General features: G+C 63.0%; 24 protein-coding genes. 14 read left to right on the top strand and 10 right to left on the bottom strand.

Annotated features, from left to right (window positions below):
• Positions 1–24: 24 nt before the first annotated feature.
• Together G7Y85_RS17040 and G7Y85_RS17045 are read left to right on the top strand one after the other, a co-directional pair.
• Positions 25–939, top strand: coding sequence for a LysR family transcriptional regulator (locus G7Y85_RS17040; RefSeq protein WP_166260119.1), 915 nt, complete (start codon positions 25–27; stop codon positions 937–939).
• 28 nt (positions 940–967) lie between these two features.
• Positions 968–3,136 carry an acetyl-CoA hydrolase/transferase C-terminal domain-containing protein gene (locus tag G7Y85_RS17045; RefSeq protein WP_166260121.1) on the top strand — a complete coding sequence of 723 codons (2,169 nt, stop codon included), beginning with the start codon at positions 968–970 and terminating at the stop codon, positions 3,134–3,136.
• A gap of 6 nt (positions 3,137–3,142) precedes the next feature.
• On the opposite strand, the gene G7Y85_RS17050 is transcribed toward G7Y85_RS17045, so the two are convergent.
• From G7Y85_RS17050 to rpmH, 7 genes are all read right to left on the bottom strand, one after another.
• The gene (locus G7Y85_RS17050; protein ID WP_166260124.1) at positions 3,143–3,664 is read right to left on the bottom strand and encodes an NUDIX domain-containing protein; all 522 of its coding nucleotides are present in this window, start codon (positions 3,662–3,664) and stop codon (positions 3,143–3,145) included.
• Positions 3,665–3,728: 64 nt separating this feature from the next.
• Positions 3,729–4,103: a Rap1a/Tai family immunity protein gene (locus G7Y85_RS17055; RefSeq protein ID WP_166260127.1), complete on the bottom strand. Its 375-nt coding sequence runs from the start codon at positions 4,101–4,103 to the stop codon at positions 3,729–3,731.
• A gap of 121 nt (positions 4,104–4,224) precedes the next feature.
• On the bottom strand, positions 4,225–5,598 hold the full coding sequence (gene mnmE, locus G7Y85_RS17060) for a tRNA uridine-5-carboxymethylaminomethyl(34) synthesis GTPase MnmE (protein WP_241696246.1): 1,374 nt from the start codon (positions 5,596–5,598) through the stop codon (positions 4,225–4,227).
• Between the two features lie 19 nt (positions 5,599–5,617).
• A complete protein-coding gene (gene yidC / locus G7Y85_RS17065; RefSeq protein ID WP_166260130.1) occupies positions 5,618–7,261 on the bottom strand; it encodes a membrane protein insertase YidC in 1,644 nt (547 codons plus the stop codon).
• A 4-nt stretch (positions 7,262–7,265) separates the two neighbouring features.
• Entirely contained in the window at positions 7,266–7,580 is a 315-nt protein-coding gene (gene yidD / locus G7Y85_RS17070; RefSeq protein ID WP_166260133.1) for a membrane protein insertion efficiency factor YidD, read from the bottom strand.
• Positions 7,487–7,891: a ribonuclease P protein component gene (gene rnpA / locus G7Y85_RS17075; protein ID WP_166260135.1), complete on the bottom strand. Its 405-nt coding sequence runs from the start codon at positions 7,889–7,891 to the stop codon at positions 7,487–7,489. Before rnpA ends, yidD begins: the two co-directional genes overlap by 94 nt.
• A gap of 13 nt (positions 7,892–7,904) precedes the next feature.
• A complete protein-coding gene (rpmH, locus tag G7Y85_RS17080; protein ID WP_166260138.1) occupies positions 7,905–8,042 on the bottom strand; it encodes a 50S ribosomal protein L34 in 138 nt (45 codons plus the stop codon).
• Positions 8,043–8,229: 187 nt separating this feature from the next.
• Here rpmH and dnaA point away from each other — a divergent pair, with 187 nt between their 5' ends.
• From dnaA to gyrB, 4 genes are all read left to right on the top strand, one after another.
• Positions 8,230–9,564: a chromosomal replication initiator protein DnaA gene (gene dnaA / locus G7Y85_RS17085; RefSeq protein WP_166260141.1), complete on the top strand. Its 1,335-nt coding sequence runs from the start codon at positions 8,230–8,232 to the stop codon at positions 9,562–9,564.
• A gap of 236 nt (positions 9,565–9,800) precedes the next feature.
• Positions 9,801–10,901, top strand: coding sequence for a DNA polymerase III subunit beta (dnaN, locus tag G7Y85_RS17090; protein ID WP_166260144.1), 1,101 nt, complete (start codon positions 9,801–9,803; stop codon positions 10,899–10,901).
• A gap of 5 nt (positions 10,902–10,906) precedes the next feature.
• Positions 10,907–11,968: a DNA replication/repair protein RecF gene (gene recF, locus G7Y85_RS17095; protein ID WP_166260147.1), complete on the top strand. Its 1,062-nt coding sequence runs from the start codon at positions 10,907–10,909 to the stop codon at positions 11,966–11,968.
• Positions 11,969–12,040: 72 nt separating this feature from the next.
• Complete coding sequence (gene gyrB, locus G7Y85_RS17100) at positions 12,041–14,530, top strand: DNA topoisomerase (ATP-hydrolyzing) subunit B (RefSeq protein ID WP_166260150.1); 2,490 nt, start codon at positions 12,041–12,043, stop codon at positions 14,528–14,530.
• Between the two features lie 6 nt (positions 14,531–14,536).
• Here gyrB and G7Y85_RS17105 read toward each other — a convergent pair whose 3' ends face one another.
• Positions 14,537–15,046: a hypothetical protein gene (locus G7Y85_RS17105; RefSeq protein WP_241696247.1), complete on the bottom strand. Its 510-nt coding sequence runs from the start codon at positions 15,044–15,046 to the stop codon at positions 14,537–14,539.
• Between the two features lie 99 nt (positions 15,047–15,145).
• Complete coding sequence (locus G7Y85_RS17110) at positions 15,146–17,512, bottom strand: penicillin-binding protein 1A (protein ID WP_166260153.1); 2,367 nt, start codon at positions 17,510–17,512, stop codon at positions 15,146–15,148.
• Positions 17,513–17,696: 184 nt separating this feature from the next.
• Between G7Y85_RS17110 and G7Y85_RS17115 the strand changes: the two genes are divergently transcribed.
• The 8 genes from G7Y85_RS17115 to G7Y85_RS17150 are packed head-to-tail and all read left to right on the top strand — an operon-like array spanning position 17,697 to position 25,488.
• Positions 17,697–18,785 (top strand): pilus assembly protein PilM, encoded by a 1,089-nt coding sequence (locus tag G7Y85_RS17115; protein ID WP_166260156.1) that lies wholly within the window; start codon positions 17,697–17,699, stop codon positions 18,783–18,785.
• Positions 18,782–19,369 (top strand): PilN domain-containing protein, encoded by a 588-nt coding sequence (locus G7Y85_RS17120; protein ID WP_166260159.1) that lies wholly within the window; start codon positions 18,782–18,784, stop codon positions 19,367–19,369. The genes G7Y85_RS17115 and G7Y85_RS17120 overlap by 4 nt, the downstream gene beginning before the upstream one ends.
• Complete coding sequence (locus G7Y85_RS17125) at positions 19,366–20,013, top strand: type IV pilus inner membrane component PilO (protein ID WP_166260162.1); 648 nt, start codon at positions 19,366–19,368, stop codon at positions 20,011–20,013. The genes G7Y85_RS17120 and G7Y85_RS17125 overlap by 4 nt, the downstream gene beginning before the upstream one ends.
• Complete coding sequence (locus G7Y85_RS17130) at positions 20,010–20,513, top strand: pilus assembly protein PilP (RefSeq protein ID WP_166260165.1); 504 nt, start codon at positions 20,010–20,012, stop codon at positions 20,511–20,513. Before G7Y85_RS17125 ends, G7Y85_RS17130 begins: the two co-directional genes overlap by 4 nt.
• Positions 20,514–20,532: 19 nt before the next feature.
• On the top strand, positions 20,533–22,608 hold the full coding sequence (locus G7Y85_RS17135) for a type IV pilus secretin PilQ (RefSeq protein WP_166260168.1): 2,076 nt from the start codon (positions 20,533–20,535) through the stop codon (positions 22,606–22,608).
• Between the two features lie 55 nt (positions 22,609–22,663).
• Positions 22,664–23,197 (top strand): shikimate kinase AroK, encoded by a 534-nt coding sequence (aroK, locus tag G7Y85_RS17140; protein ID WP_166260171.1) that lies wholly within the window; start codon positions 22,664–22,666, stop codon positions 23,195–23,197.
• 40 nt (positions 23,198–23,237) lie between these two features.
• Positions 23,238–24,329: a 3-dehydroquinate synthase gene (gene aroB, locus G7Y85_RS17145; RefSeq protein ID WP_166260174.1), complete on the top strand. Its 1,092-nt coding sequence runs from the start codon at positions 23,238–23,240 to the stop codon at positions 24,327–24,329.
• Positions 24,286–25,488 (top strand): deoxyguanosinetriphosphate triphosphohydrolase, encoded by a 1,203-nt coding sequence (locus G7Y85_RS17150; RefSeq protein WP_436286642.1) that lies wholly within the window; start codon positions 24,286–24,288, stop codon positions 25,486–25,488. Before aroB ends, G7Y85_RS17150 begins: the two co-directional genes overlap by 44 nt.
• 21 nt (positions 25,489–25,509) lie before the next feature.
• On the opposite strand, the gene G7Y85_RS17155 is transcribed toward G7Y85_RS17150, so the two are convergent.
• Positions 25,510–26,580, bottom strand: a complete 1,071-nt coding sequence (locus G7Y85_RS17155; RefSeq protein WP_166260177.1) for a YXWGXW repeat-containing protein — start codon at positions 26,578–26,580, stop codon at positions 25,510–25,512.
• Positions 26,581–26,625 lie beyond the last annotated feature (45 nt).

Here is a 26,625-nt window from a genome sequence, read left to right on the forward strand (position 1 = left end):
ATCCAATACTTTTACGGTATGAAGATGGAACTTCGGCATTTGCGCTATTTCGTGGCCGTCGCCGACGAGGGCCATTTCACGCGCGCGGCGAAGCGACTCGGCATCGGCCAGCCGCCGCTGTCGCTGCAGATCCAGCAGCTCGAGCGCGAGCTGGGCACGCTGCTGTTCCAGCGTCTGCCGCGCGGCGTCGCGCTGACCGAGGCCGGGCGCGCCTTCGCCGACGATGCGCGCCGCATCCTGCGCGATGTCGAGCGCGCCAGCGAACATGCGCGCCGCGTGGCCAGCGGCGAGCTCGGCCGCATTCGTGTCGGCATGATCAATTCGGCACCGTTCCATCCCTTGATCCCGCAAGTGATACGCGAGTTCCGCCGGCGTTATCCGAATGTCGCGTTTTCCCTGGAGGAAAGAACGACGCCGGGCCTCGTCAGCGCGGTGCGCGGCGACGCGGTCGACGTCGCGTTCGTGCGACCGATACACGGCAGCAGCGAAGGCCTCGACACGGAAACCATCCTCGACGAAGACATGGTCGTCGCGCTGCCGGCCGGACATGCGCTCGCCGGCCGTCGGCAGGTGCCGCTGCTGGCGCTGTCGATCGAACCCTTCGTGCTGTTTTCGCGCGCGGTCGGCGCCGGTCTGCACGACGAGATCGTCGCGGCCTGTCGCCACGCCGGGTTTTCGCCACGCGTCGTGCAGGAAGCCTCTCAGGTGACATCGATCGTCAACCTGGTCGCGTCGGGGCTCGGCCTATCGATCCTGCCGGGTTCGATGCAGCACATGCATACCGACGGGGTCACGTTCCGGCCGATCGCGCGGCCGGTGCCGAAGGCACGGCTCAGTCTGATCTGGCGCCACGCCGATCGTGATGCGCCGCAACTCGTGCGCCTGCGCGAACTGATCCGCGAACTCGCACCTGCGGCGCGGCGCGCGCGACGGGCATAATCGGGGTCCGTCCCCGCGGAGAGATGCGATGCAGCGTGCCGCCACCGTGATCGACGATGTCGAGATCGCCGTCGATCGCATCATCGAGCGGATCGGCAAGCGCATCGTGCTCGGCATCCCGCTCGGACTCGGCAAACCGGTCGAACTGTGCAATGCGCTGTACCGCCGCGCGCAGGCGACGCCCGATCTGAAGCTGAAGATCTTCACTGCGCTGTCGCTGGCCAGGCCCGCCGCCGGCAGCCCCGTCGAAAAGGCCTTCATGGCTCCGTTCGTGGAGCGCGTGTTCGCCGGAGTTCCGGAACTCGACTACGTGAAGGCACAGCACGCCGGCACGCTGCCGGACAATGTCGAGGTATGCGAATTCTTCTTTCTGACCGGCGCGATGCTGAACAACGCCGAAGCGCAGCGACATTACATCAACAGCAACTACACGCACGCGGCGCGCGACGTATTCAATCACGGCTGCAATGTCGTGGCGCAGATGATCTGCAAGCGCGAGACCGCCGAAGGCACCCGCTATTCGCTGTCCTGCAATCCCGACACCGGACCTGAAGTGATTCGTCTGCTCGAGAAGCACGGGCGGCCGCATGTCGTCGTCGGGCTCGTCAATCAGAACCTGCCGTATTTCGGCAACGACGCGGAAGTCGGCGCCGAGACTTTCGACTACCTGATCGACGCCGCGCGCTACACGACGCCCCTGTTCTCCACACCGAAGATGCCCGTGACGAACGCGGACTATGCGATCGGTCTGCACGCCAGCACGCTGATTCGCGACAACGGCACGCTGCAGCTCGGTATCGGCAGTCTCGGTGACGCGATCGTTCACGCACTCAAGCTGCGTCACGAACAGAATCCGGTCTATCGCAGCCTGGTTCGGGACAGCGGCATCGAAGCGGCACACGGCGAACTGATACAGGCGGTCGGTGGCCTCGACGCGTTTCGCGAGGGTGTCTACGGCGCCACCGAAATGTTCGTCGACGGCTTCTGGCATCTGCTGCGTGCGGGCATTCTCAAGCGGCCGGTCTACGACTTCTGGGCCCTCCAGCAGCTGATCGATGAACGGCGCTGCGATCCCGGGCAACTGTCACCCGCCGTGCTCGATCATTTCGACGAACTGGGTGTGCGCGTGATCCGCACCCAGGACTTCGAGATCCTGCAACATCACGGTTTCTTCAACGACGCAACGCGCTACGAGCGCGGCTACCTGATCGCGCCGGACGGCACGCGCGTGGTCGCCAACATTGCCGAGCCGCAGGCTCGCGCCGTGATTGCGGCGCAGTGTCTGGGCACGAAGCTGCGGCGCGGCATCGTCCTGCACGGCGGCTTCTTTCTCGGGGCGCGTGATTTCTACGAAGGTCTGCGCCAGCTGTCGGACCGCGAGCGCGACGCCATCTGCATGACCGGCGTCGACAAGATCAATCAGCTCGATCGCAATCCACGGCTCTATCAGCTGCAGCGCGCCGATGCGCGCTTCATCAACACCGGCATGATGATTACCTTGTCCGGCGACTTCGTTTCCGACGGCCTGGAAGACGGCCGCGTGGTGTCCGGAGTCGGCGGCCAGTACAACTTCGTCGCGCAGGCGCACCAGCTCGAGAGCGGCCGCTCGATCCTGATGCTGCGTGCGGTGCGTGATGCAGGCGGGCAGGCTGTCAGCAACGTGCTGTTCAACTACGGCCACACGACGATCCCGCGACATCTGCGCGATATCGTCATCACCGAATACGGCATGGCCGATCTGCGCTCGAGGAGCGACAGCGAAATTGCAAAGGCGCTGATCTGCATTGCCGATTCGCGCTTTCAGGACGACCTGCTTGCCAGGGCCAAGACCGTCGGCAAGATCGAAGCGAACTGGCAGATTCCGTCGCGTTGGAAGCACAACACACCGCAGGCGCTGGCCGACAAGCTGCGGCCGTACAGACAGCGCGGCCTGCTGCCGCTGTTTCCGCTCGGCTCCGATTTCGATGCACTCGAGCAGGCACTGTTGCCGGCCCTGGCGCAGGTCCGGCAGGCGGCTGCGACGCGGCCGAAGTGGCAGCTGCTCTGGCAATTGCTGCGGTTCAGGCCGCGTGCGATTCCGCGGTCGGTTCTGCCTTACCTGGCGCGCGTCGAACTCGACCGCCCCGTTGGAATGCAGCGACGCGTCGCGCGCATGCTGCTGGTCGAAGCTCTTGCCGACGCCGGCGACAGGATCTGAAGGTCGTCAGCGGCGACGCGGCCATTCCATCTCGCGCGGCTGATGCCCGCGCGCGCGCAGCCAGTCGCGCAAGGCCAGGCCGGTCGCGGCCGGCCAGTATTCGGCCTCGTCGAAGGAAACGTGCTTCCACTCGGCGAGTTCTTCGTTGAGCCTGACCTCGCCTTGCGCGGGAACGTGATAGGCAATGATCAGCTGGTTCATGCGCTCGAAGCTGTAGTGGCCGATGAAGTTCGCAGCCAGCGGCTGCAGGCCGGTTTCCTCGGCGACCTCGCGCTGCACCGCTTCGTCCGGAATTTCGTTTCGTTCGAGAAAGCCGGTGATCAGGGCAAACGTGCCAGGCGGCCAAGCGATATTGCGTGCGAGCAGCAGCTTGCCTTCGTGCTCGACGACGGCCGCAACGACCGGCGTCGGATTGTCCCAGAAGACGAAACCGCAGCCCGCGGTCTTGCAGACACGGCGATCGAAGCCCCCTTGATTTTCGGTCTGCAGGCTCGCAGCGCAGCGTGGGCAGTGTTGATAGACGCTCATGCGAATCGGCGCTCGTCGGTGTCGGAGCGCATGATGATCGCATGAGCGCCCGGCCCGGGCGGCGCTAAGGCGCGCAGGGCGGGGGATAGGTGTGACGCAGCACACCTTTGATGAGCACGCCGGCATCGCCCCGCAGACGCGCTGTCGGCATGCCTTCCAGCATGCGCACGACAACGTCCCGCAGCAGCGGCAACTGCGCACCGTCCGGCAGACAGTAGTCGTCGACCCGCAGCGGCAAGGTGACCTCGAGCATGCCGTGTGCACCTGGCGCTGCACGCACTTCTGCGGATGCGTCGCGCTCCAGCAACGCATCGAGATACCCCATGCACTGCGCCTGGTCGTAGACCGATTTGGTGCGGCAATGATCGAGATAATCCTGTGCACTCATCGCCAGCACCGAGCCGGGCAACAGGGCCAGCATGCACATGATCGCCTTCATTGTCCCCCGCCCGTTCGGCACTCGATGCCGTCAGTCCATCATCGCACCGCTTGCGTCGTCCTGCGCACCATTCGGCGTCATGCACGGCACGCTCGTCGCGCCGACGTCGGGGGCGACCGAGCTACTTGCCGATGCAGAAGTTGGCGAAGATGCGGCCAAGCAGATCCTCGCTGCTGAATTCGCCCGTGATCTCGCCAAGTGCCACCAACGCGTCCTTGAGCTCCTCGGCCGCGAGTTCCGGCAGCGCGCCGCTGCGCAGCAGGCGTTCGGCCGCTGCCGCAAGTCGCACATTGGCCGTTTGCAGGGCGTCGACATGACGGGTGCGCGCGGAGAACAGACTGGTCTCGCCGCTTTGCAGACCGGCGCGACGATGCAATTCGGTGATCAGGGCGTCGATGCCGTCGCCGTTTGCCGCCGACAGGCAGAGCTCGCCGGCGGCGGCTGGCGCCGCGGCCGGCGCGAGGTCGATCTTGTTGTGCACGATCAACACCGGCAGGCCGGACGGCAGCTCGGCGATCAGGCGTCGATCCTCGGCCGTGAGACGCTCGCGGGCATCGACGACGAACAGCGCGAGTTCGGCCTGCGCAAGCGCGACGCGTGCGCGGCGCATGCCCTCGCGCTCGATCGCGTCGCCGCTCTCGCGCAAGCCTGCGGTATCGACCAGCGTGACCGGCAGACCGCGCAGATTGAGGTTCTCGCGCAGGACGTCGCGCGTGGTGCCGGCGATGTCGGTGACGATCGCGACCTCGGCGCCGGCAAGCCGGTTGAGCAAGGTCGATTTGCCGACGTTGGGACGGCCCGTCAAGGCCACCGTAAAACCGTCGCGCAGGCGACGCCCCTGTTCGGCCTGCATCAGCAGTTGTGCGAGATCCTGCTGCACGGTCTGCAGCTTTTTGACGAGGGCCTGATCGGCGAGCCAGTCGACGTCCTCGTCGGAGAAATCGAGCGCCCCCTCGACATACATCCGCAGCTCGATCAATTGCTCGGCAAGCGCGTGCACGCGCTTCGACAGCTCGCCCTCCAGCGAACGTTGCGCGGCGCGCGCTGCCTCCACCGTCGAGGCTTCGATCAGATCGGCGATCGCTTCGGCCTGCGCGAGATCGAGCCGGCCGTTGAGGAAGGCGCGTTCCGAGAACTCGCCGGCACGCGCCGGACGCGCACCGAGCGCACAGGCCGCGCGCACCAGCAGATCGAGTGCAACCGGACTGCCGTGACCCTGCAGTTCGACGACGTGCTCGCCGGTGAAAGAATTCGGTGCCGGAAAATGCAGCACCAGGCCGCTGTCGATGGTCGTGCCGCTGGCGTCGCGAAAATCGCGCAGCGCGGCGTGGCGGGCGGGCGGCAGAAGACCGGCGATTCGCCCGCCGATGCGTGCGGCATCGACACCGGAAATTCGCACGACACCGACGCCGCCACGGCCAGCGGCACTGGCAATGGCGACAATCGTGTCGGTTCTCGGTATCTCGGACATGCCGGTCAGTGTAGCGACCGGCATGTGCGGACCGGCGCGGACCTCAGCGCTTGAGGCCTTCGCCGGCAAGCTTGCGCGTGATGACCCACTGCTGCGCGATACTGATCATGCCGTTGACGACCCAGTACAGCACCAGACCGGACTGGAAGAACGTGAAGAACGCGGTCAGGCCGATCGGCATCATCTGCATCATCTTCTGCTGCATCGGGTCCATGGTCTGGTTGCCCGAAAGTTTCTGCTGCAGGAACATCGTGATGCCGTACAGCACCGGCAGGACATAGAACGGGTCGGGCGCCGACAGATCGTGAATCCAGAGGATGAACGGTGCCTGGCGAATTTCCACCGACTCCAGCAGCACCCAGTACAGCGAGATGAAGATCGGGAACTGCACCAGCATCGGCCAGCAACCGGCCAGCGGATTGAAGCCTTCCTTCTTGTAGAGGTCCATCATCGCCTTCTGCAGGCGCTCGCGGTCGTCGGCGTAGCGCTCGCGGATATCCTTGATCTTCGGTCCGAAGATTTTCATCTTCGCCATCGAGCGGTACTGCGTCTCCGAGAGCTTGTAGAGCAGCAGCTTGACCGACAGGGTCAGCAGGATGATCGAAAAGCCCCAGTTGCCGGTCAGCCGGTGATAGCTCTTCAGCACCCAGAAGATCGGCTTGGCGATCGGCGTGAGAATGCCGTAGTCGAGCGTCAGGTCGAAACCGGGCGCGATGTCTTCGACGCGATCCTGCAGCTTCGGTCCGATATACAGGCGGGTGTCGAACTGATGCGTTTCGCCGGCGGCGAGCTTGATGCCCGCGCCGACCGCCTGCGCGCGATAACCGCCGGTCTCGCGCGGCCTGGCGCTGTAGGTCATTGTTTCGGTCGGTGCCGGCACGATCGCGGCGACGAAGTAGTGCTGCAGCATCGTGATCCAGCCGCCGGTCTGCTGGGTTTCGAACGCGTCCTTGCCGAGCTTGTCGAGGGCGGTTTTCTTGAACTTGTAGCTGCTGCCACCCGGCTCGGCCTGCTGGTAGAAACCAACGCCGGTGAAGGTGTGCGAGAACCGGGGTTCGCCATCCGGCTTGAAATCGGTACGCACCAATCGCGTGTACGGACTGACGGTACGCTCGCTGCCGCCGTTGCTCAGGGTTTGCGACAGACCGATCTGGTAACTGTTGCGGCGGAAGTGATAAATCTTCTGCGCCTTCAGGCCGTCTTCGCCCTGATAGTCGAGCGTGACGTCGAGCGTGTCCTGGCCGGCGCCGAGCTGGTACGAGCTCTCGGCGCTGTGAAACAGGGTCCTGTCACTGGTCAGCGGCGACTGTGTGTCGACCAGGCCGCTTTGCAGGATGAACAAGCGGCCGTTGCGGTCGTCCAGCAGCGACATCGGTTCCGGCTTGTCCTTGGCTGCCGGATACTGCTTCAGCTCCAGGCGACGCAAATCACCGCCCTGCGTGGAAATCTCCGCAATGTAGACGTCGGTTTCAACGCGAATGGTCTCGCCTTCCGCGCCCGTCTCGGCGCTACCCGTAGTCTGGTCGACTGCCGCGACCGCGGCGGCTGCATGCCCTTCGGGTGCCTGCGCCGTCTCGGCAACCGGTGTCGACGGCAGGCGATTGCCGTAGTCCTTCTGCCAGGCCTGATAGAGAAAGAACAGCACCACGCCAATCATGGCGATCAGGATAAAGCGGCGGTTTTCCATCGGATCAGGTCTGCTGGTGATGTGTGTCGCAGGCACAGGCCATCGGTCGGCCTTGCACGCGTTCGGGGACGGGATCGTAACCGCCGGGATTCAGCGGGTGACAGCGAACGATGCGCCTGGCGCTCAGCCAGGAGCCACGGACGATGCCATGCGTGCGCAGCGCGGTAACCGCGTAGTGCGAACAACTGGGATAGAAACGGCAGCGGGGCCCCAGCAGCGGGCTGATCAGGATCTGATAGGCGCGGATGAGGAAGACGGTGCTGGCGACGAGGCAGTTACCGAGGAAGCTGCGATGCGGGTCCACAGTCGCTCCAGGCATTGGCGCATTTGCGGAGCAGTCAGCGTCCGGCTGCCCGGCTTGGCGAGAATCACCAGATCAACCGCCGGCAGATTCCGGTGGTTCAGGCGAAAGGTGTCGCGAATCTTGCGTTTGAGACGGTTGCGGTCAACCGACAGCGGCAAGGCCTTCTTCGATATCGCCAGACCGAGGCGGGCGTGCGCGAGATTATTGGCCACACTCACCGCCGTCAAACCACGCTCATGTATCCGCGCCCCACCCTCGAAGACGGCCTTGAACTCTGCCGGCTTCAGCAAGCGGGCGCGCCGCGGAAAGCGCGCCGCCTTGTCCATTACCGAACGGTGCTTACGGGCAGAGGCGCTTGCGGCCCTTGGCGCGGCGACGCGAAATCACGGCGCGGCCACCCTTGGTCGCCATACGGGCGCGGAACCCGTGCGTACGGGCACGACGCAGCTTCTTCGGCTGATAAGTGCGCTTGGACATGAATCACCTGACGGTTGCAAACACAAAAAGGGCGCGGAGTGTAGCGGCTGGCGATATCGTGTTCAAGCTCGCCATTCGCTCCGGCTGTGGATAAGCCGGGACCGAGTCGATAGACTTCGGCTCCGGGTGCCGCCGCGTGCCCATGCTGCACGGTCGTCCGTTCGACCGCTCATCGACTACAAGAACCATGCAAGAAGAGGATCTCTGGGCGCAATGTGTGCGCTGGCTGGAGGGCGAGCTGCCCGACCGCGATGTGCACACCTGGATTCGTCCGCTACAACCGGTGTTCGTTCGCGATCGCCTCACGCTGCTCGCGCCCAACCGGATGGTGATGGATCGCGTACGGCAGGATTTTCTCGATTTGATACGGCGCGGTATCCGGGTCAGTGGCGGGCGCAACATCAGTGAGGTCGATGTCGCGGTCGGCACGGTCGAGGCGAACCGGACGGCGGCCCCGGCGGTTGCAGAGTCTGCCGGCAACAACGAGGATCTCCTGCCGACTTCGGCCGGCAAGCTCAATCCGGATTACACCTTCGTCAATTTCATCGAAGGCAAATCCAACTCGCATGCCCGCGCCGCCGCCGAGCATGTGGTCGAAACACCGGGCGGGACCTACAACCCCTTGCTGATCTACGGCAGCTCGGGCCTGGGCAAGACCCATCTCATGCACGCGGTGGGCAACGCCATTCAGCGTGGCAGCCAGCGCGCACGCGTTGTCTATGTCGGTGCCGAGCAGTGGATGAATCAGTTCACCTCGGCGATCCGCCACGGTCGCATGGACGAATTCAAGAATCTCTACCGCTCGGTCGACGCCTTGTTGATCGACGACATCCACTTCTTTGCACACAAGGAACGGACACAGGAAGAGTTCTTTCACACCTTCAACGCGTTGATCGACGGTCGCAAGCAGATCGTCTTGACCTCGGACCGTTATCCGAAGGACGTCGATGGCATCGACGAGCGCCTGAAATCGCGCTTCACCTGGGGTCTGGCGGTTGCCGTCGAGCCGCCGGATCTCGAAACGCGCGTCGCGATCCTGCTCGCCAAGGCCGACCAGAACAAAGTGGCGTTGCCCAAGGAAGTGGCGCTGTTCGTTGCGCAGCGCGTACGCTCCAACGTGCGCGAACTCGAAGGCGCCCTGTTGCGCCTGTCGGCCAGTTCGCGCTTGCGAGGCGAGGCCATGACCGTGGAGTTTGCACGGGCAACCCTGAAGGACATGCTGGCGGCCTACGAGCGCATGGTGACGATCGACAACATCAAGCGCACTGTGGCCAATTACTACAACATCCGGGTGACGGATCTGAATTCGCCACGCCGGACCCGCTCGCTGGCGCGTCCGCGGCAGGTTGCGATGGCCCTGGCAAAAGAGCTGACACAGCACAGCCTTCCGGAAATCGGCGAAGCGTTCGGAAAGGATCACACGACCGTGCTGCATGCCTGCCGCAAGATCGCCGAACTGCGTGAAGGCGAGGTGAAGTACCGCGAAGATTACGAAAACCTGCAACGGCAGCTCGGTTTCTGAGAAGCTGTTGAGGAAAGACGGAGTGTTTTGGGGATAGCGTTCGGACAAATCTGTGGATAAATTCCATGCAAGGGTTATCCACAGCTAATCGCGTTGCGGATCCAGGATGTTCTACGCAGAAAATTATTTTCAAGATATTGATTTTGTTTATTTAAATTAAGAAATCCACAAGAACGGGAAACCCTGTTGTTGCTGGATTTAAGTTCTTCGAAAAGATAAAACAATCGGATCGAGCCATGAAACTGCAAGTTGGGCGTAATGAGTTGTTGTCGGCCTTGTCGGCGGTCATCGGGGTCGTCGAACGTCGGCAGACTTTGCCGGTGCTGTCCAACTTCCTGTTGGAACTGCGCGACGACGAATTGATCGTGACCGGTACGGATCTCGAAATAGAGCTTGAAGCACGAGCCCGCGTGCAGAATCTCGCACCGGGACGTGCGACGGTTCCGGCCCGTAAACTGTTCGATATCTGCCGCGGTTTGCCGGAGGGCGCCGAGATCAGCCTTGAAATGACCGGCGACAAGGCGCAGCTCAAATCGGGTCGCAGCCGATATTCGCTGTCGTGTCTGAAGGCCGACGAGTTCCCGGCGCTGGGTCGCGTGGTCGATGGCAAGGCTTTGCAGCTGCCACGCAATCAGCTGCGTTCCTTGATCGAAAGAACGCAGTTCGCGATGGCACAACAGGATGTTCGCTACTACCTCAACGGCACCTTGCTCGAAGTCGATGTCAAGCGGGTCCGTACCGTTGCGACCGATGGTCATCGCCTGGCCCTCAGCGAACTCGAAGCCGACACGGGCGTGACCGAAAAACTGCAGGTCATCGTGCCGCGCAAGGCGGTGCTCGAATTGCAACGCTTGCTCGATGCCACGGATGAGCCGGCCCAGGTGCGAATCAGCGCGACGCAGATTGAAGTCGATCTGGATGTGGTTCGTCTGACCACCAAACTGATCGACGGCCGTTTTCCGGACTACGAACGTGTCGTGCCGGAGTCCGGCGACAAGAAACTGCAGGCCGATCGCGAGACGGTCAAACGCGCCCTGGCACGGACCGCAATTCTGTCGAACGAGAAATTCCGTGGGGTGAGGCTGACGATCGAAGGCAGCAAGCTTGGTTTGCAGACACACAACCCCGAGCACGAAGAGGCGGAAGAAGATCTCGAGGTGAGCTACGAAGGCGGGCCCATCGAGATCGGGTTCAACGTGAACTATCTGCTCGACGCGCTCGGTGCGCTGGCCAGCGAAGAATTCGTGATGGAATTGAAGAATGCCGATTCCAGCGGCTTGATCTATGCGGCCGGCGATGAATCGAGCAAGTACGTCGTGATGCCGATGCGTCTTTAGAGCTCATGCGGATCGTTCAGCTCAAAGCTGACAACTTTCGTCTGTTTGATCAATTGAGCCTGCCACTATCCGGCAGGCTCAATTTGTTTGTGGGTGAAAACGCCGCCGGCAAGACGACTTTGCTGGAAATGATTTACTGCCTGAACCGGGCGAGGTCGTTTCGCGGCTCCGTGCCAACGGAACTGGCGGGACCGGCCCGCAAGCAGTGGACCGTGTTTGCCGCCACCGAGGATGCGGAAGGGGTCCGGCACAGCCTGGGCGTGCAGTGGACTGCGGATGGTGTGGCGCTTCGCTGCAATGGAAATCCAATCAGCAGTCTGGAACTGCTGCAGCAATGTCCCGCGCAAATCCTGGAGCCCGGCATGCACCGTGTCGTGCTGGAAGGACCGACGTATCGCCGCAGCTTCATCGACTGGGGTGTGTTCCACGTGGAACATTCGTTCATGTTCGCCTGGCGTCGCTATCGGCGTGCGCTCAAGCAACGCAATCAGCTGCTACGGCTGCGTCGCAGTGAACAGGAAATTTCCGCGTGGGAACCGGAGCTGGCGGAATCCGGCGAGATTCTGGATCAGCTGCGTCGGCAGCACCTTCAGTCGATCGCACCGGCGGTGAATTCCTGGATACAGGCTTTTCTTGGCGAAGGGCAATGGACCTTCGATCTGTCGTCCGGTTGGAAATCGGAAAGCAGCTTGAGGAACGCTTTGCAGCAACAGCGCTCTCGCGATATCGAGCTGGGTGCCACGACTGTCGGACCTCACCGAGCCGAGTTGAAGATACGGGCGGACGAACGCAGTGTTCGCAACCGGATCAGCCGGGGCCAGCAAAAGCTGCTGTTGGCGGCGATGCTGTTGTCGCAGTGTGGGGAGATCGGCAGGGTCCGCGGTGCGTGGCCCATCATTCTGCTCGACGATTTCACTGCGGAACTGGCACCGCGCTACCAGGATCGTCTGATCAGCGCTTTGCTCGACTATCCCGGGCAAAGCTTTGTCACCGCTTTTGAACCGATCCCGGCACTCGATTCCGCTGGTGCCATGTTCCACGTGGAACATGGGAAAGTGCGTTATTGACCTTATATACAGTGTCTGTCCCCAGGCTTATCCCCGAAGCGTGGTGCCTGTGGATGCTAAAATCGCCGCTTCATGTCCGAGCCTGATCCGATGACTGCGCAAGCAAATCCTGACTACGACGAATCCAGCATCCAGCAGCTCGAAGGTCTGGAAGCCGTTCGCAAGCGGCCTGGCATGTACATCGGTGATACGTCGGACGGTACCGGTCTGCACCATATGGTGTTCGAGGTTGTCGACAATGCGATCGACGAAGCCCTGGCCGGACACTGCGACGATATCGTCGTCACGATTCACGCCGACAATTCGATTTCCGTGACCGACAACGGCCGCGGTATTCCAGTTGGCGTGAAGATGGACGACAAGCACGAGCCGAAACGCTCTGCAGCGGAAATCGTCATGTGTGTGCTGCACGCCGGCGGCAAGTTCAACCAGAACAGTTACAAGGTGTCCGGCGGCCTGCACGGTGTGGGCGTGTCTTGTGTCAATGCCTTGTCGAAGTGGCTGCGTCTGACGATCCGCCGCGATGGAAAGAAGCACTTCATCGAGTTCAATCACGGGGTGGCAGTCGATCGCATCGTCGAGGTTCAGGACGGTGTCGAGGTTTCACCACTGAAGGTGCTTGGGGACACCGACAAGCGCGGTACCGAAGTACACTTTTTTGCCGACGAGGAAATCTTCGGCAAGATCGAGTACCACTACGAGATCTTCGCCAAACGTCTGCGCGAGCTTTCGTTCCTCAACAACGGCGTACGCATCCGGCTGATCGATCTGCGCAACGGCAAGGAAGAGGACTTTGCGTTCTCAGGCGGCGTCAGAGGTTTCGTCGATTACATCAACAAGGCGAAGACACCACTGCATCCGACGGTATTCCACTCCAGCGGAGTGGCTAACGTGCCGCTCGGTGCAGGGCCGCTGGTACCGGTCGACGTCGAAGTCGCAATGCAGTGGAACGACAGTTACGCCGAGCAGGTGCTGTGCTTCACCAACAACATTCCGCAGTCCGACGGCGGCACGCATCTGACCGGCCTGCGGGCGGCGATGACACGCGTCATCAACAAGTTCATCGAGCAGAACGAATACGCCAAACGCGCGAAGGTCGACATCACCGGCGACGACATGCGCGAAGGTCTGGCCTGCGTGTTGTCGGTGAAGATGCCCGATCCGAAGTTCGCATCGCAGACCAAGATGAAGCTGGTCTCCAGCGAAGCCCGTCCGGCCGTAGAGGAAGTGGTGGCCGAAAAACTTGCCGAGTTCCTGCTCGAGCGGCCTGCCGAAGCCAAGGCGATCTGCGGCAAGATCGTCGAAGCTGCGACGGCACGTGAAGCAGCGCGCAAGGCACGCGAGATGACGCGCCGCAAAGGGGTGCTCGACGGCGTCGGCCTGCCGGGCAAGCTCGCCGACTGTCAGGAAAAGGATCCGGCGAAGTCGGAACTGTTCCTGGTCGAGGGCGATTCGGCCGGTGGTTCCGCGAAGCAGGGACGGGATCGGCAATTCCAGGCCATCCTGCCGCTGAAGGGCAAAATCCTGAATGTCGAGCGCGCGCGCCTGGAGAAAATGCTGTCCTCGCAGGAAGTCGCCACCCTGATCACCGCGCTGGGCTGCGGAATCGGCAAGGACGATTTCAAGCTGGAGAAGCTGCGCTATCACCGCATCATCATCATGACCGACGCCGACGTCGACGGCGCGCATATCCGTACCTTGTTGCTGACGTTCTTCTACCGGCACATGTATACGCTGGTCGAGAAGGGTTACATCTACATCGCGCAACCGCCGCTGTACAAGCTCAAGAGCGGCAAGCAGGAAACCTATGTCAAGGATGATCACGAGCTCAACGAGTGGTTGATCGGGTCGGCGCTCGATAATGCGGCCTTGCAGATTGGCGCCGAAGCCTTGGCCGACGAGCAGCTGATCGCGCTGAGCCGCGAGTACGCGGCCGTCAGTGAACTGATCGACCGTATCGGCCGGCGCTACGATCATCATGTTCTCAGCGAACTGGCGCGGCTCGCACCGCTGCCGAACGGGGATACCGAGTTGAAGGCCTGGGCTCTGCGCCTGCAGACGGCGCTGAATGCCGATGGCTTGCGCGGACAGTTCACGGTCGACGCGCATTTGAACGTCGAGGGCCCGCAGGTCGTCGTTTCGCGCAGCATCCATGGGAACAAGCAACTCATTGCTTTCAATGAAGATTTCTTTTCCGGTGCTGACTATCAGCGAATTGCGGCGCTGCGCGCGCACATCGCGGTCCTGCACGGCGCTGCGATCCAGGTCCGCCGCGGCGAACGGACGCAGACGGTTGCGAGCTTCGACGAAGCCTACGCCTGGCTGCTTTCGGAAGCGCGCCGCGGTCTGCACGTGCAGCGCTACAAGGGCCTGGGCGAGATGAATCCGGACCAGCTCAGCGAAACGACGCTGGAACCGAAAAACCGCCGCCTGGTGAAAGTCGATGTCGAAGATGTCGTCGCGGCGGATCAGATCTTCACGACGCTGATGGGCGAACACGTCGAACCCCGGCGCGACTTCATCGAGAAGAACGCCCTGCTGGTCGGCAATCTCGATCTCTGATCGACGCTAAGTCGCAGCGGTGGCGAGGGCCTCCGCTGCAGCGAGATTCAGGCGCCGGCAGGGGCGACCGTCCTGCGGACTGAGCGGCGCACGGCGCAGATCGTCGAGCGTGAATACGGCGATGTCGACACCGAAGCCGTCGATCTCCAGTCGCAGCAGCGGGGTGCTCTCTTCGCGACCGTCGGAATACCGGTAACGGCGTTCGGTGATATCGAACGCGAAGCCGCGATCGATCAGGAACACGTCGACGGCTTCCGACTGATCGGCAAACACATGCAGCTGCAGGTGGTGCGCGATGGTCACCGCACCGGTGACGGCGCCGCCGGTGAGGCGCGGCTCGAAACCCGACAACAGCCGCATCAGCGGCAAGGCCAGGCTGCGCAAGCCTTGCAGGTGCCCGAAATAGGCCGGACCGCCGAACAACTGCTGGTAGTTGATGACAGCCAAGTCGATCTGCGCATTGTCCGGCAAAGACGTGGAACGCGACGGCAGACCGAGCCGCTGCAGCGCTTTCATTTTCGCGGCTCGATAATCCGTAAGTGCTTCAACGCAGACGATGCGCGCAGCTTCCTCGGCAATGCTGTTGCGATTGACCATCACGATGTCGCCGAGCGTTCAGTACAGATCTTCGAGATTCGCCTTGTTCGGATCGTTGTGCGCATCCGCGGCTTCGGCTTCGGGGATGTGGTCCTGCTGCACGACCTCGAAAACCGCGTCCGGCGCGTCGGCTGGTGCCAGCTTGCCGGTGCGCGGATCGATGCGAACATCGACCAGGCCGTCCGGTCTCGGCAGGCGTTCTTCCGGGACACCTTTCAGCGCCGCGCGCATGTAGTCGATCCAGATCGGCAGCGCGGCGCGCGCGCCGACTTCACCCGGGCCCAGCGGCGCCGGCTGATCGAAACCGACCCAGGCAATCGCCACCTGTGTTTTCTGAAAGCCGTTGAACCAGGCGTCGGTCTCGTCATTGGTCGTACCGGTTTTGCCCGCGAGATCGTTGCGATGCAGCTCATTGGTCTTCGCGCCGGTACCACGCGTTGCCACGTCGTGCATCATGTCGCTGATCAGCCAGTCGACCTGCGGCTCGATGGTGCGCGGCGCGACGCTGTCATCCGTCGTCGCGTCGGCGCCAGCAGCCGTCGCGCTGTCGCCCGGACTTTGTTGCGGCGCTGTATCCGGGCAATCCGGGCAGGCGTGCTTCGGTGCCGCCTTGTAGAGAACCTGTCCGTCGGCGTCCCGCACTTCGCTGACCAGGTACGGATCGATGACGAATCCGCCGTTGGCGATCGTTGCGTAGCCGCGGGCCATTTCCAGCGGCGTGAACACCGCGGTGCCGAGTGCCATCGTCAGGTTGTCGGGCAACCGGTCGCCCGGCAGGCCGAAACGCGGAACGTACTGGCGGGTGTAGTCGATGCCGATGGCTTGCAGCAGACGAATCGAAACCAGATTGCGCGAGTGCACGAGTGCTTCACGCAGACTCATCGGCCCCTTGAGATCGCCCTCGAAATTTTCCGGTCGCCAGGCGTTGTCTGCCGAGGGATCGTCGACGACCACGGGGGCGTCGAGAAACACCGATGCCGGCGTCAGACCCTGCGCCAGACCGGCGGCGTACAGAAAGGGTTTGAATCCCGAACCGGATTGTCGCCGCGCTTGCGTCACGCGATTGAACTTGTTCGCGTAGAAATCAAAACCGCCGACCAGCGCCTGGATCGCACCGTCATCGGGGCGCAGCGCGACAAATGCACCCTGCACGGCCGGAATCTCGGCCAGACGCCACCGTGCTCCGACCGGGCGGATACGCACGACATCGCCAGGCTGCAGCGGTTTCCGGGTCAGGTTCGCCCAGGAAAACGCATCCTTGTCGAGATTCATAGGCCCGTCTTCCGTGATCAGCTGCAAGCGGTCCGCCGCGAAAGAGACCACGACCGCCGCGCGCAGATCGGCGACCGGTGGACGCGCATCGAGCGCCTGCGCAAGCTCGTCGTGCCCCTGATCGCTGAGCATGCGCAATGGCAGCTGTGCTTCCGGACCGCGCCAGCCATGCCGTTCGTCGTAGTCAAGCAGTGCTCTGCGCAGGGCTGCATTGGCCGCGAGCTGCCGGCCCGAGTCCAGCGTCGTGATCACGGTCAGGCCACGCGTATAGGCGTCGTCGCCGTAGTGCTCGACCGCCCAGGCGCGCGCCATTTCGGCGACGTACTGGGCGTCGACGTCGAGCTTCGCCTGATACGGGTGGACGACTACCGGTTCCGCACGTGCGGCCTGATATTCGGTATCGGAAATCTCGCCAAGCGAGTGCATGCGCGACAGCACGTAGTCACGACGCTCTTTTGCGCGTTGTGGATTGGCGACCGGATTGTCGCGAGACGGCGCTTTCGGCAGGCCGGCGATGACGGCGATCTCGCCGAGACTCAGCTGATGAATATCCTTGCCGAAGTAGACCCGTGATGCGGCGCCGACGCCATAGGCGCGCTCGCCGAGGAAGATCTTGTTCAGATACAGCTCGAGGATTTCCTTCTTCGACAACTCATGCTCGATGCGCAACGCCAGCAGGATTTCCTTGAACTTGCGTGTGAAGGTCCGCTCGTTGCTGAGAAAGACATTGCGCGCGAGTTGCATGGTGATCGTGCTGCCGCCCTGGCTCTTCTCGCCGGACACGGCCAGCACGAACGAAGCGCGCACCAGCCCCTGCCAGTCGACGCCGGGGTGCTCGAAGAAGCGATCGTCTTCGGCAGCTAGAAAGGCGTGAATGACATTCGGCGGAATATCGTCGTAACGCAGCAAGGAACGCCGTTCGGCACCGAACTGTCCGATCAGCTTGCCGTCCTGACTGAGAACCCGCAGCGGAACGGACAGCTGCAGCTGGCGGATGCTGTCGACCGGCGGCAGATCGCGGCCCAGATAGAGTGCTCCGGCCCAGACCGCGGCCGCGCCCAGACACAACAGCACGGCCACCCCGAGGGTCGAGATCAGAATCCAGCGTTTCATGGCGTACCCGCGGCTGCGGGCGGACCCGGAGCTGCAAATTAGTTGGAAATGTTTACTTAAGCTTCAGATAGTTGCCGGACGAATCTAGTGTTGCGCCGGAAGACCTTTCCGTTATAGTACGGTTCCGGGCCGGAAAAGTGTTTCGGGCACGCGGGGGAAAGTCAACGCAGCGGCATGAGGCTATATGGCGATCAAGCAATCGCTGTTTGGCGGGGGAGACCAGCATTTGATTGGCCTGGACATCAGTTCCAGTTCGGTCAAGTTGCTGGAGCTGACGCGCAAGGGAGAGCGGTTTCACGTCGAGTCGTACGCCGTGGAGCCGCTGCCACCGAACGCCGTCTCCGACAAACAGATCGCGGAACCCAAGCTGGTGGCAGACGCCATCAGCCGTGCTGTGAACCGTGCCGGGACGCGCACCCGCCAGGCCTCGGTTGCCGTGTCGGGCGCGGCGGTGATTTCCAAGATCATCGAGATGCCGGCATCGCTGACCGAAGACGAACTCGAAGAACAGATTCGAGCCGAAGCCGACCAGTACATTCCGTATCCGATCGATGAGGTCAATGTCGATTTCGAAGTCCTCGGCAAGAACGCCAAGAACAGCGAAATGGCCGACGTGCTGCTGGCAGCGTGTCGCAAGGAATTCGTCGATCAGCGCTGCGCGGCGCTGGAACTCGCCGGCCTGAAACCCAAGGTTGTCGACATCGAAACCTATGCGCTGGAGAACGCCAGCGTGTTCCTGCAGCACCAGATGCCAGACGGCGGGCGCGGACGGACGATCGCCATCGTCGACATCGGCGCACACACGACGTCGGTGCTGGTTTTGCACGACGGGCACACGGTCTACACGCGCGATCAGGGTTTCGGTGGCCGCCAGCTCACCGAAGAAGTGATGCGCCATTACGGCATGTCGTTCGACGAGGCGACCAAGGCCAAGAGCAGCGGCAGCCTGCCGGAAGATTACGCCAGCGAAGTGCTGCCGAACTTCGTTGCCGACATGGGCCAGCAGATCGATCGCTCCCTGCAGTTTTTCTTTTCGGCGATGACGCAGTACACGCATATCGACCAGATCATCCTGGCCGGCGGCTGCGCGCAGATCGAGGGCATCGATGCGCAGATTCAGGAACGTCTGCAGATCCCGACCGTCGTCGCGAAGCCGTTCGCACAGATGAGCGTCAGCTCGCGCGCCAAGCCCGCGGTGCTGGCGCGCGAAGAAGCGTCGCTGCTGATCGCCTGCGGATTGGCATTCCGCGCGTTCGACGAGCCCAAGACATGACCACGCGCATCAATCTACGCGACTGGCGGCGCGAACGCCGCGAACTGCGCAAGAAGCAGTTCGCGCAAATGATGGGGCTGGGCGCGATCGCCGCCATCGCGGTGGTCGGCATTTCCTGGCTGGTCATGAGCGGGGCCGTCGACAACCAGCAGGCCCGCAATCAGCGGCTGCAGGCCGAAATCAAGGAAATGGACCAGAAGATCAAGGAGATCGAGGACCTGGAGAAGGTCAAGTCGAATCTGCTGGCGCGCATGCGCGTGATCGAGGACCTGCAGGCCAATCGCGCGGCGACCGTGCATTTCTTCGACGAGATCGTCAGCACCCTGCCCGAGGGCGTGAACCTCACGTCGCTGAAACAGGCTGGCGGCAGTGTGACCATCGACGGCATTGCCGACTCGAATGGCCGCATTTCGACGTACATGAAAAACCTCGATGCCTCGCCCTGGTTTGCCGACCCGCGTTTGATCGTCATCACGACCAACGACAAGAGCAGCGGCAACAAATCCAAGTTCACGCTCAGCGTGAAGGTGCTCAAGCGGCCAAGCGAGAAGAATGCGGACGACGACGAGGGGACGGATCCATGACCTTCCAGGAGATCGTCCGCCAGCTGCAGACGCTGGACATGAACAATCCGGGCGCGTGGCCCAGGTGGACACGCATTGCGGCGGCCATCGTGCTCGGAATCGTCCTGATTGCGGCCGGTGAGTGGTTCCTCGTCAAACCGGTACACGAGGATCTGGAAATCGCCCGGGCGCAGGAGCAGAGCCTGCGCCAGCAGTTCGAAGAAAAGCAGAAGAAGGTCGCCGGGCTCGATGCCTATCGCGAACAGCTGGCCGAGATGGAGCGCTCGTTCGGGGCCATGCTCAAGCAGCTGCCGAGCAAGGCCGAGGTTGCCAATCTCCTCAACGACATTTCTCAGGCCCGCATCGCCAGCAGTCTGGAAGAACGGCTGTTCCAGCCGCAGGGCGAGATTCCGAAAGAGTTCTACGCCGAGATACCGAACAAGATCGTCGTGCTCGGCACGTATCACGAAATGGGCAATTTCGTCAGTGCAGTGGCCGCGCTGCCACGCATCGTGACCATCGAAGATGTCGAGATCAGAACGGCGAACGGCAAGTCCGGCGAACAGACGCTGAGCATGACCGCGCTCGCCAAGACGTATCGCTATCTCGATGATGACGAGATCGCGGCGCAGAAGCCGGCGAAGGGCAAGGGGAAAAAGAAATGAATGCCCGCGCGTGTGCCTTGATCTGTGTCGCTGTGCTGGCCGGGTGTGGCTCCGGCATGTCCGATCTCGATCGCTACATTGCCGAAGTGAAGGCGCGCAAGTCCAAGGACATCGAGCCGATTCCGCAGATCAAGCCGTACCAGCCATACGAATACACGATGGCCGACAAGCGTGATCCCTTCGTGCTGGTCGAGCCGCGCAATGAACAGGCCAACCCGAATGGGCCGCGGCCCGACCTGCGCCGCAATCGGGAGCCGCTGGAAGACTATCCGCTTGATGCTCTGCGCATGGTCGGCATCATCAGCACGCCGCAAGGGACTTTTGCACTGGTCAAGGCGCCCGATGCCGTCGTGCACCGGGTCGCATTGCATGACCATATGGGACAGAACTATGGCGAGGTGGTGCACATCACCGAGTCGGAAATCAGCCTGCTCGAACTGGTACCGGACGGTTTCGGTGGCTGGACGCAGCGCCAGGCCAGCCTCGCGCTGAGCCAGTAGGAATATTCAGGGAGTCGTCATGTTGAAGCGCACCGCCTGGTGGTCAGAACATAAAATTGTCGGCCTGCTGCTCGTGCTCGTTACCGGCGCTGCGCAGGCTCAGGGGGTCGGACACCTGCTCCAGGGTCTCGACTTCGTCGCCCAGCCAGGCGATCGCGTCCTGCTGACGCTGACGCTGTCGGACACGGCGCCGGAACCGAATGTGTTCACGGTCGACCAGCCCGCCAGGATTTCGATTGACTTGCCTGATACGGCGGTCGCGCTGGCGCAACCGCATCGCCGGATCGACGTCGGCGACGTCGCCGGCATCGATGCGGTGGAGGCAAACGGTAGGACCCGAATCGTGGTCTCGCTGCACCAGAGTGCTCCCTATCAACTGCGCCGCGATGGCAACAAGCTCTATGTCGAAATCGAGAGCCCGGCCGCGGTGGCGGCCGCAAGCAGCCATGACGCTGCCGCCGTCGCCGGTGCCAGCAGCATCGGCAACGTCGATTTTCGCCGCGGCGAAAAGGGTGAAGGACGCATCGTTGTCAGCCTGAGCAATCCGCAGACCATCGTCGACGTGCACGATGACAATGATCGCATCGTTGCGGTGTTCAAGAACACCAGCCTGCCTGACAAGCTTGCGCGGCGCCTCGATGTGCTCGATTTCGCGACTCCGGTGAAGTATGTCGATATCAAGCATGACGGTGCCGACACGCAGTTGATCGTGACGCCCAGCCAGGGCGCCGCCTTCGACCAGGCGGCCTACCAGTCGAACGGCGAGTTCACACTGGAGCTGCAGCCGCTGACGCAGGCCAAGCTCGAAGAGCGCAAGCGCAACGAACCGCAGTACAAGGGTGAACGGATCTCGCTGTCGTTCCAGAGCATCGACGTGCGCGCGCTGTTGCAGATCATCGCCGACGTCGCCGGCACCAACATGGTGATCAGCGACTCCGTGCATGGCGACATCGCGATGCGACTGCAGAACGTTCCCTGGGACCAGGCACTCGATATCATCCTGCGCTCCAAGGGCCTGGGCATGCGTCAGCAGGGCAACGTCATGATGGTCGCGCCGATCGACGAGATTGCCGCGCGAGAAAAGGCCGAGCTGGAAGCCCAGCAGCAGAAGACCGACCTCGCCCCCTTGCGTTCGGAAATCATCCAGGTCAACTACGCGAAGGCGTCGGACATCAAGGCATTGCTGGGCTCGGACAAGACCTCGATGCTCAGCGAACGCGGTCGGGTGACCGTCGACGAGCGCACCAACACCCTCCTCGTGCTGGAGACCCGCGAAAAGATCGACGAGATCCGGCAGCTGGTCGCACGGCTGGACGTGCCGGTGCGACAGGTGCTGATCGAATCGCGCATCGTCATCGCCAACGAGGATTTCGCGCGCGATATCGGCACCAAGTTCGGCGTCAATACGATCGGGTCGGTCGGCAACACGCGCATCGGTCAGAGCGGCACGGCGCTTGGTGCAAACCAGGTGGCCAACGGCAGCATCCCGTCGCTCGACGACTCCTACTCGATCAACCTGCCTGCCGCCGCCGCCGCGCCGAGCATCGGCTGGAGCATTCTCGGGTCCGACTTCCAGATCGATCTTGAGTTGCAGGCCCTGCAGACCGAAGGCCGCGGCGAAGTGATTTCCTCGCCGCGTGTGGTCACTGCCAACGGCAAGCAGGCGACGATCGAACAGGGTCGCGAAATTCCGTACCAGACCTCGAGCGGCAATTCCGGAACGAACACCCAGTTCAAGAAGGCCGTGCTGTCGCTGACGGTTTCGCCACAGATCACGCCGGACAATCGCGTCATCATGGATCTCAACGTCACCAACGACAGTCAGGGCGAGAATGTCACGACGGGTTCGGGGTCGGCGCCGGCCATCGACACGCGCAAGCTCGACACCCAGGTGCTGATCCGCAGTGGTGACACCGTGGTTCTCGGTGGCGTATTCCAGCGTGAGTCGACGACTGGCGCATCGAAGGTGCCGTTGCTGGGCGACGTACCGCTGCTCGGCTTCCTGTTCCGCAACAGCAGCAAATCGGACACCAAGCGCGAGTTGCTGATCTTCGTGACCCCCAAGGTTCTCCAGGACGGCTTGAAGGTCAACTGAATGCTGGCGCAGGATCGAAGCCGGTTCATGGTCTAGCGCGAAGGCGGCGCAGGCAATGACGGGTGGTTGCAATATCTTCCTGATCGGCCCCATGGGCGCCGGCAAGACAACGGTCGGCCGGCGCCTGGCCGAACTCCGCGGTCTGGAATTCATCGACAGCGATCACGAGATCGAGGCGCGCACCGGCGTCGACATCCCCTATATCTTCGAGCGCGAAGGCGAAGCGGGATTCCGCAAGCGCGAAAGCCAGATGATCAGCGAACTGGTCATGCGTGGCGGCATCGTGCTGGCGACCGGCGGTGGTGCCGTGCTCGATGCCGACAACCGTCGTGTGCTGGCGGCGCACGGCTATGTCGTCTACCTGCATGCGTCGGTCGACCAGCAATTGCATCGTACCTCGCGTGCCGACAATCGGCCGCTGCTGCACAACGTCAGCGACCGGCGCGGCGTACTGAGCAGTCTGTTCGCGCAGCGCGATCCTCTCTATCGCGAGATCGCCGATCTGATCGTCAGCACCGACGGACGCAGCGCCAAAACCCTGGTACACGAAATCGAACAGGGGCTGGACGGTTCGGCGCCGCCCATTTGATACGATGCCCGCCGCAGCCTGAGCTGCGCGTTCATGACCCATGGATACTCTCGACGTCGAACTCGGCACGCGCCGCTATCCGATACACATCGGGGCCGGCCTGCTGCAGCGCCCCGATCTGCTGGACGCCGTTCGCACCCGCCCGCTGCGGCTGATCACCGACCAGCACGTCGCCGCGCACTATCTGGCAGGCGTGCAAGGCAGCCTGTCGCTCGATTCGCAGCACGTGCTGGTGCTGCCGCCGGGCGAAACCAGCAAGACGCTGGCCAGCGTCGAACAGATCATGGACTGGCTGCTGGCCTCGCGCCTGCCGCGCGACGGCTTGCTGATTGCGCTGGGGGGCGGCGTGATCGGCGACCTGGTCGGTTTCTGTGCGGCGATCTATCAGCGCGGCATCGATTTCGTGCAGCTGCCCACGACGCTGCTCGCGCAGGTCGATTCCTCGGTCGGCGGCAAGACCGGCGTGAATCATCCGCGCGGCAAGAACATGATCGGTGCCTTTCATCAGCCTCGGCTGGTGCTCGCCGATACCGCAACGCTCGTGACCCTGCCGGTGCGCGAGCGGCTCGCTGGCATCGCCGAAATCATCAAGTACGGCATGCTCGGCGACGCCGGCTTTTTCGCCTGGCTGGAGCAAAAGCTCGAGGCGCTGCTGGCGCTTGACGACGCTGCGCTGCGCTACGCCGTTCGCCGCAGCTGCGAGATGAAGGCAGCGATCGTCGCCCAGGACGAACGCGAATCGCTGGCCGGCGGCGCCGGGCCGCGCGCGCTGCTCAATCTCGGTCATACCTTTGCGCACGCGATCGAGACCTTCACCCACTACAACGAATGGCTGCACGGCGAAGCCGTTGCAGTCGGACTGTGCATGGCGGCCGATCTGTCCGCGCGGCTCGGCTGGCTGTCGACGCCGGACGCGCAGCGTTGCCGGCAGTTGATCGAACGCAGCGGCCTTCCGGTGCAGGTCCCGGCCGGCATGCGCGCCGACGACTTCCGCGCGCTCATGAGTCTCGACAAGAAGGTCGCCAGCGGCAAGTTGCGCTTGATCCTCATGCGCCGGCTCGGCGAGGCCGTCGTCAGCGGCGATTTCGATCCGGCAGCGCTCGACGCCACCTTGCGGCACTACACCGCCTGAACGCGTGAACGCCGAGCTTGCGCCCTATGCTGCCGACGACGCGCGCTCCCGCGGTCGCCGGCACCGCGAAGATGGCGCCGGGCATCGCAGCGAATACCAGCGCGATCGCGATCGCATCATCCACTCCGCCGCGTTCCGCCGGCTTGAATACAAGACCCAGGTTTTCGTCAATCACGAAGGCGACCTGTTCCGCACGCGGCTGACGCATTCGGTCGAGGTTGCGCAGATCGCGCGCACGATTGCACGCAGTCTGCGCCTGCACGAAGACCTCTGCGAAGCCGTGTCGCTGGCGCACGATCTTGGCCATACGCCGTTCGGCCACGCCGGACAGGACGCACTCGACGAATGCATGAAGCCCTACGGCGGCTTCGAGCACAATGCGCAGTCCTTGCGCGTTGTCGACGAGCTGGAAGACAAGTACGCCGAATTCCTCGGCCTCAATCTGATGTTCGAGACGCGCGAGGGCATACTGAAGCATTGCTCCAAGGCCCGCGCCGAACAACTTGGCGAGGTTGCCGAACGCTTCCTGAGCAATCGGCAGACGACGCTCGAAGCCCAGCTTGCCAACCGCGCCGACGAGATCGCGTACAACAATCACGATATCGATGACGGCCTGCGCGCGCGTCTGTTGACGATCGATCAGCTGCGCCAGGTCACGCTGTTCCGGCGCCACCACGACGAAGTGATCAATCGTTACGGGCAGATCACACTCAAGCAGCAGCGCCACGAAACGATCCGTCGCATCATCAATACGCTGGTCACCGACCTGATCGCCCACTCGAAGCGTGCACTGATCGATGCCGGGATCACGAGCCTTGAAGACGTGCGCGCGCGACCGCTGCCGCTGATCGCGTTCTCGCCGGCACTCAGTGCCGAGAACGACGAGCTCAAACGCTTCCTGCGCGAGCACTTGTACCGTCACCATCAGGTGTACCGCATGATGGTCAAGGCCAAGCGGGTGATTCATGGCCTGTTCGACGCCTTCATCCACGATGCGCGATTGATGCCGCCCGATTTCCATGCCCAGGCACAGGGGCTGGAGGCCGTGGAAGGTGCCGCCGGACGAGCCCGGGTGGTCGCCGACTACATTGCCGGCATGACCGATCGCTACGCGATCGACGAGCACGAACGGCTGTTCGACCCGCGCCGCCTGCGCTGAGGCGACAAGGCCGCTATGGCGCTAAAGTTGCCGATTCTGACGGTGCCCCGACTCCTGAGCGGGCAGCTGGTTCGGCACTGGCTGATGATCGTGTCGCTGCGGCGCGCCCATGTGCTGCTGTCGTGGTGATCCGCTGCGCTGCCGTTGCGTTCGCTGCGGCTGATGCACTTGCTGCGGCGCCCCGTTTCGCTGCCCCTCGCGCCCGGACGGCTGCCGGGGAGCTTGGGGCGGACGATGCTGCGCGTGCTGCGGCGCCTCGTTCGGCCGGTGTCCGGCCTTGCCACCGTGCCCGTGTGAGGCTTGCGAGCTTCCCGACGCTCGCGGCGGATGCTGCTCGCCCCCGTGGACGTTTCGGTCGTTGCCATGATCGTCACGGTGCGGCGACGCGCTGTGCTCCGGCTGGCTGCCGCGGTCCCGATGTTCACCAACGCGCGGCGGCGGGCGACCGTGATTTTCCGAGGCATTCATGCGTCGATCATTGCGTGCGTCCTGTTCGTGACGGCGCTGCGCCTCGGTCGGGCCGGTGTGCCGGTGGCGCGCATACGCCTCTTCGTCATGGCTGGGCCGGGTGCGCGTGCCACCGTCGCCGCCGTTGTAGCTGACGCGTGTGACATTGATCCGGTTGACCGTGACGTGGCGCGAATAGACATGCGTGACGCGCCTGCTGTCGACATGATTGACGCTGCGGTTGTAGTAGAAAACGCGGTTGCGCCAATAGCCGCCGGCATAACCGCTGCCTGAGTAGCCGTGTCCGTAATTGATGCCGCCGTAGTAGCCGACCCGTGGACCCCAGTAACCCCCGTGCCAGACATAGACATTGTCGGCCCAGCCCCAGTAGCCCGGCGTCCACAGCATGCCGACCGGCGCCAGGACCCAGGTGCCCGGTACCCAGTAATAGTCATCTCCGTTCCAGCCCCAGTACCCGGGTGTCCAGACGTAGCCGGGCCCCGGACAGTACGGTTGTTCGTAGACCGGCAGCGCCGGCGGCGCGCTGTGAACCGAGATGAAAACCGAAGTCGAAGCCTGCGCCGCCCACGACGCGAGCAGCAAGGCTGACAGCAACGAGAGCAGACGCAAGGGTCGCAAGGACATGGCACATCCTCCTGAAGATGCGCCTGCACGCTAGGCCCGCCCGAC

This window comes from Solimonas terrae (assembly GCF_011067135.1).
GTDB lineage: Bacteria > Pseudomonadota > Gammaproteobacteria > Nevskiales > Nevskiaceae > Solimonas > Solimonas terrae.

Coding starts and splice junctions, on each gene's coding strand:
- G7Y85_RS17040 (WP_166260119.1), top strand. CDS start 25: ATGGAACTTCGGCATTTGCGCTATTTCGTGGCCGTCGCCGACGAGGGC.
- G7Y85_RS17045 (WP_166260121.1), top strand. CDS start 968: ATGCAGCGTGCCGCCACCGTGATCGACGATGTCGAGATCGCCGTCGAT.
- G7Y85_RS17050 (WP_166260124.1), bottom strand. CDS start 3,664: ATGAGCGTCTATCAACACTGCCCACGCTGCGCTGCGAGCCTGCAGACC.
- G7Y85_RS17055 (WP_166260127.1), bottom strand. CDS start 4,103: ATGAAGGCGATCATGTGCATGCTGGCCCTGTTGCCCGGCTCGGTGCTG.
- mnmE (WP_241696246.1), bottom strand. CDS start 5,598: ATGCCGGTCGCTACACTGACCGGCATGTCCGAGATACCGAGAACCGAC.
- yidC (WP_166260130.1), bottom strand. CDS start 7,261: ATGGAAAACCGCCGCTTTATCCTGATCGCCATGATTGGCGTGGTGCTG.
- yidD (WP_166260133.1), bottom strand. CDS start 7,580: ATGCCTGGAGCGACTGTGGACCCGCATCGCAGCTTCCTCGGTAACTGC.
- rnpA (WP_166260135.1), bottom strand. CDS start 7,891: ATGGACAAGGCGGCGCGCTTTCCGCGGCGCGCCCGCTTGCTGAAGCCG.
- rpmH (WP_166260138.1), bottom strand. CDS start 8,042: ATGTCCAAGCGCACTTATCAGCCGAAGAAGCTGCGTCGTGCCCGTACG.
- dnaA (WP_166260141.1), top strand. CDS start 8,230: ATGCAAGAAGAGGATCTCTGGGCGCAATGTGTGCGCTGGCTGGAGGGC.
- dnaN (WP_166260144.1), top strand. CDS start 9,801: ATGAAACTGCAAGTTGGGCGTAATGAGTTGTTGTCGGCCTTGTCGGCG.
- recF (WP_166260147.1), top strand. CDS start 10,907: ATGCGGATCGTTCAGCTCAAAGCTGACAACTTTCGTCTGTTTGATCAA.
- gyrB (WP_166260150.1), top strand. CDS start 12,041: ATGTCCGAGCCTGATCCGATGACTGCGCAAGCAAATCCTGACTACGAC.
- G7Y85_RS17105 (WP_241696247.1), bottom strand. CDS start 15,046: ATGAAAGCGCTGCAGCGGCTCGGTCTGCCGTCGCGTTCCACGTCTTTG.
- G7Y85_RS17110 (WP_166260153.1), bottom strand. CDS start 17,512: ATGAAACGCTGGATTCTGATCTCGACCCTCGGGGTGGCCGTGCTGTTG.
- G7Y85_RS17115 (WP_166260156.1), top strand. CDS start 17,697: ATGGCGATCAAGCAATCGCTGTTTGGCGGGGGAGACCAGCATTTGATT.
- G7Y85_RS17120 (WP_166260159.1), top strand. CDS start 18,782: ATGACCACGCGCATCAATCTACGCGACTGGCGGCGCGAACGCCGCGAA.
- G7Y85_RS17125 (WP_166260162.1), top strand. CDS start 19,366: ATGACCTTCCAGGAGATCGTCCGCCAGCTGCAGACGCTGGACATGAAC.
- G7Y85_RS17130 (WP_166260165.1), top strand. CDS start 20,010: ATGAATGCCCGCGCGTGTGCCTTGATCTGTGTCGCTGTGCTGGCCGGG.
- G7Y85_RS17135 (WP_166260168.1), top strand. CDS start 20,533: ATGTTGAAGCGCACCGCCTGGTGGTCAGAACATAAAATTGTCGGCCTG.
- aroK (WP_166260171.1), top strand. CDS start 22,664: ATGACGGGTGGTTGCAATATCTTCCTGATCGGCCCCATGGGCGCCGGC.
- aroB (WP_166260174.1), top strand. CDS start 23,238: ATGGATACTCTCGACGTCGAACTCGGCACGCGCCGCTATCCGATACAC.
- G7Y85_RS17155 (WP_166260177.1), bottom strand. CDS start 26,580: ATGTCCTTGCGACCCTTGCGTCTGCTCTCGTTGCTGTCAGCCTTGCTG.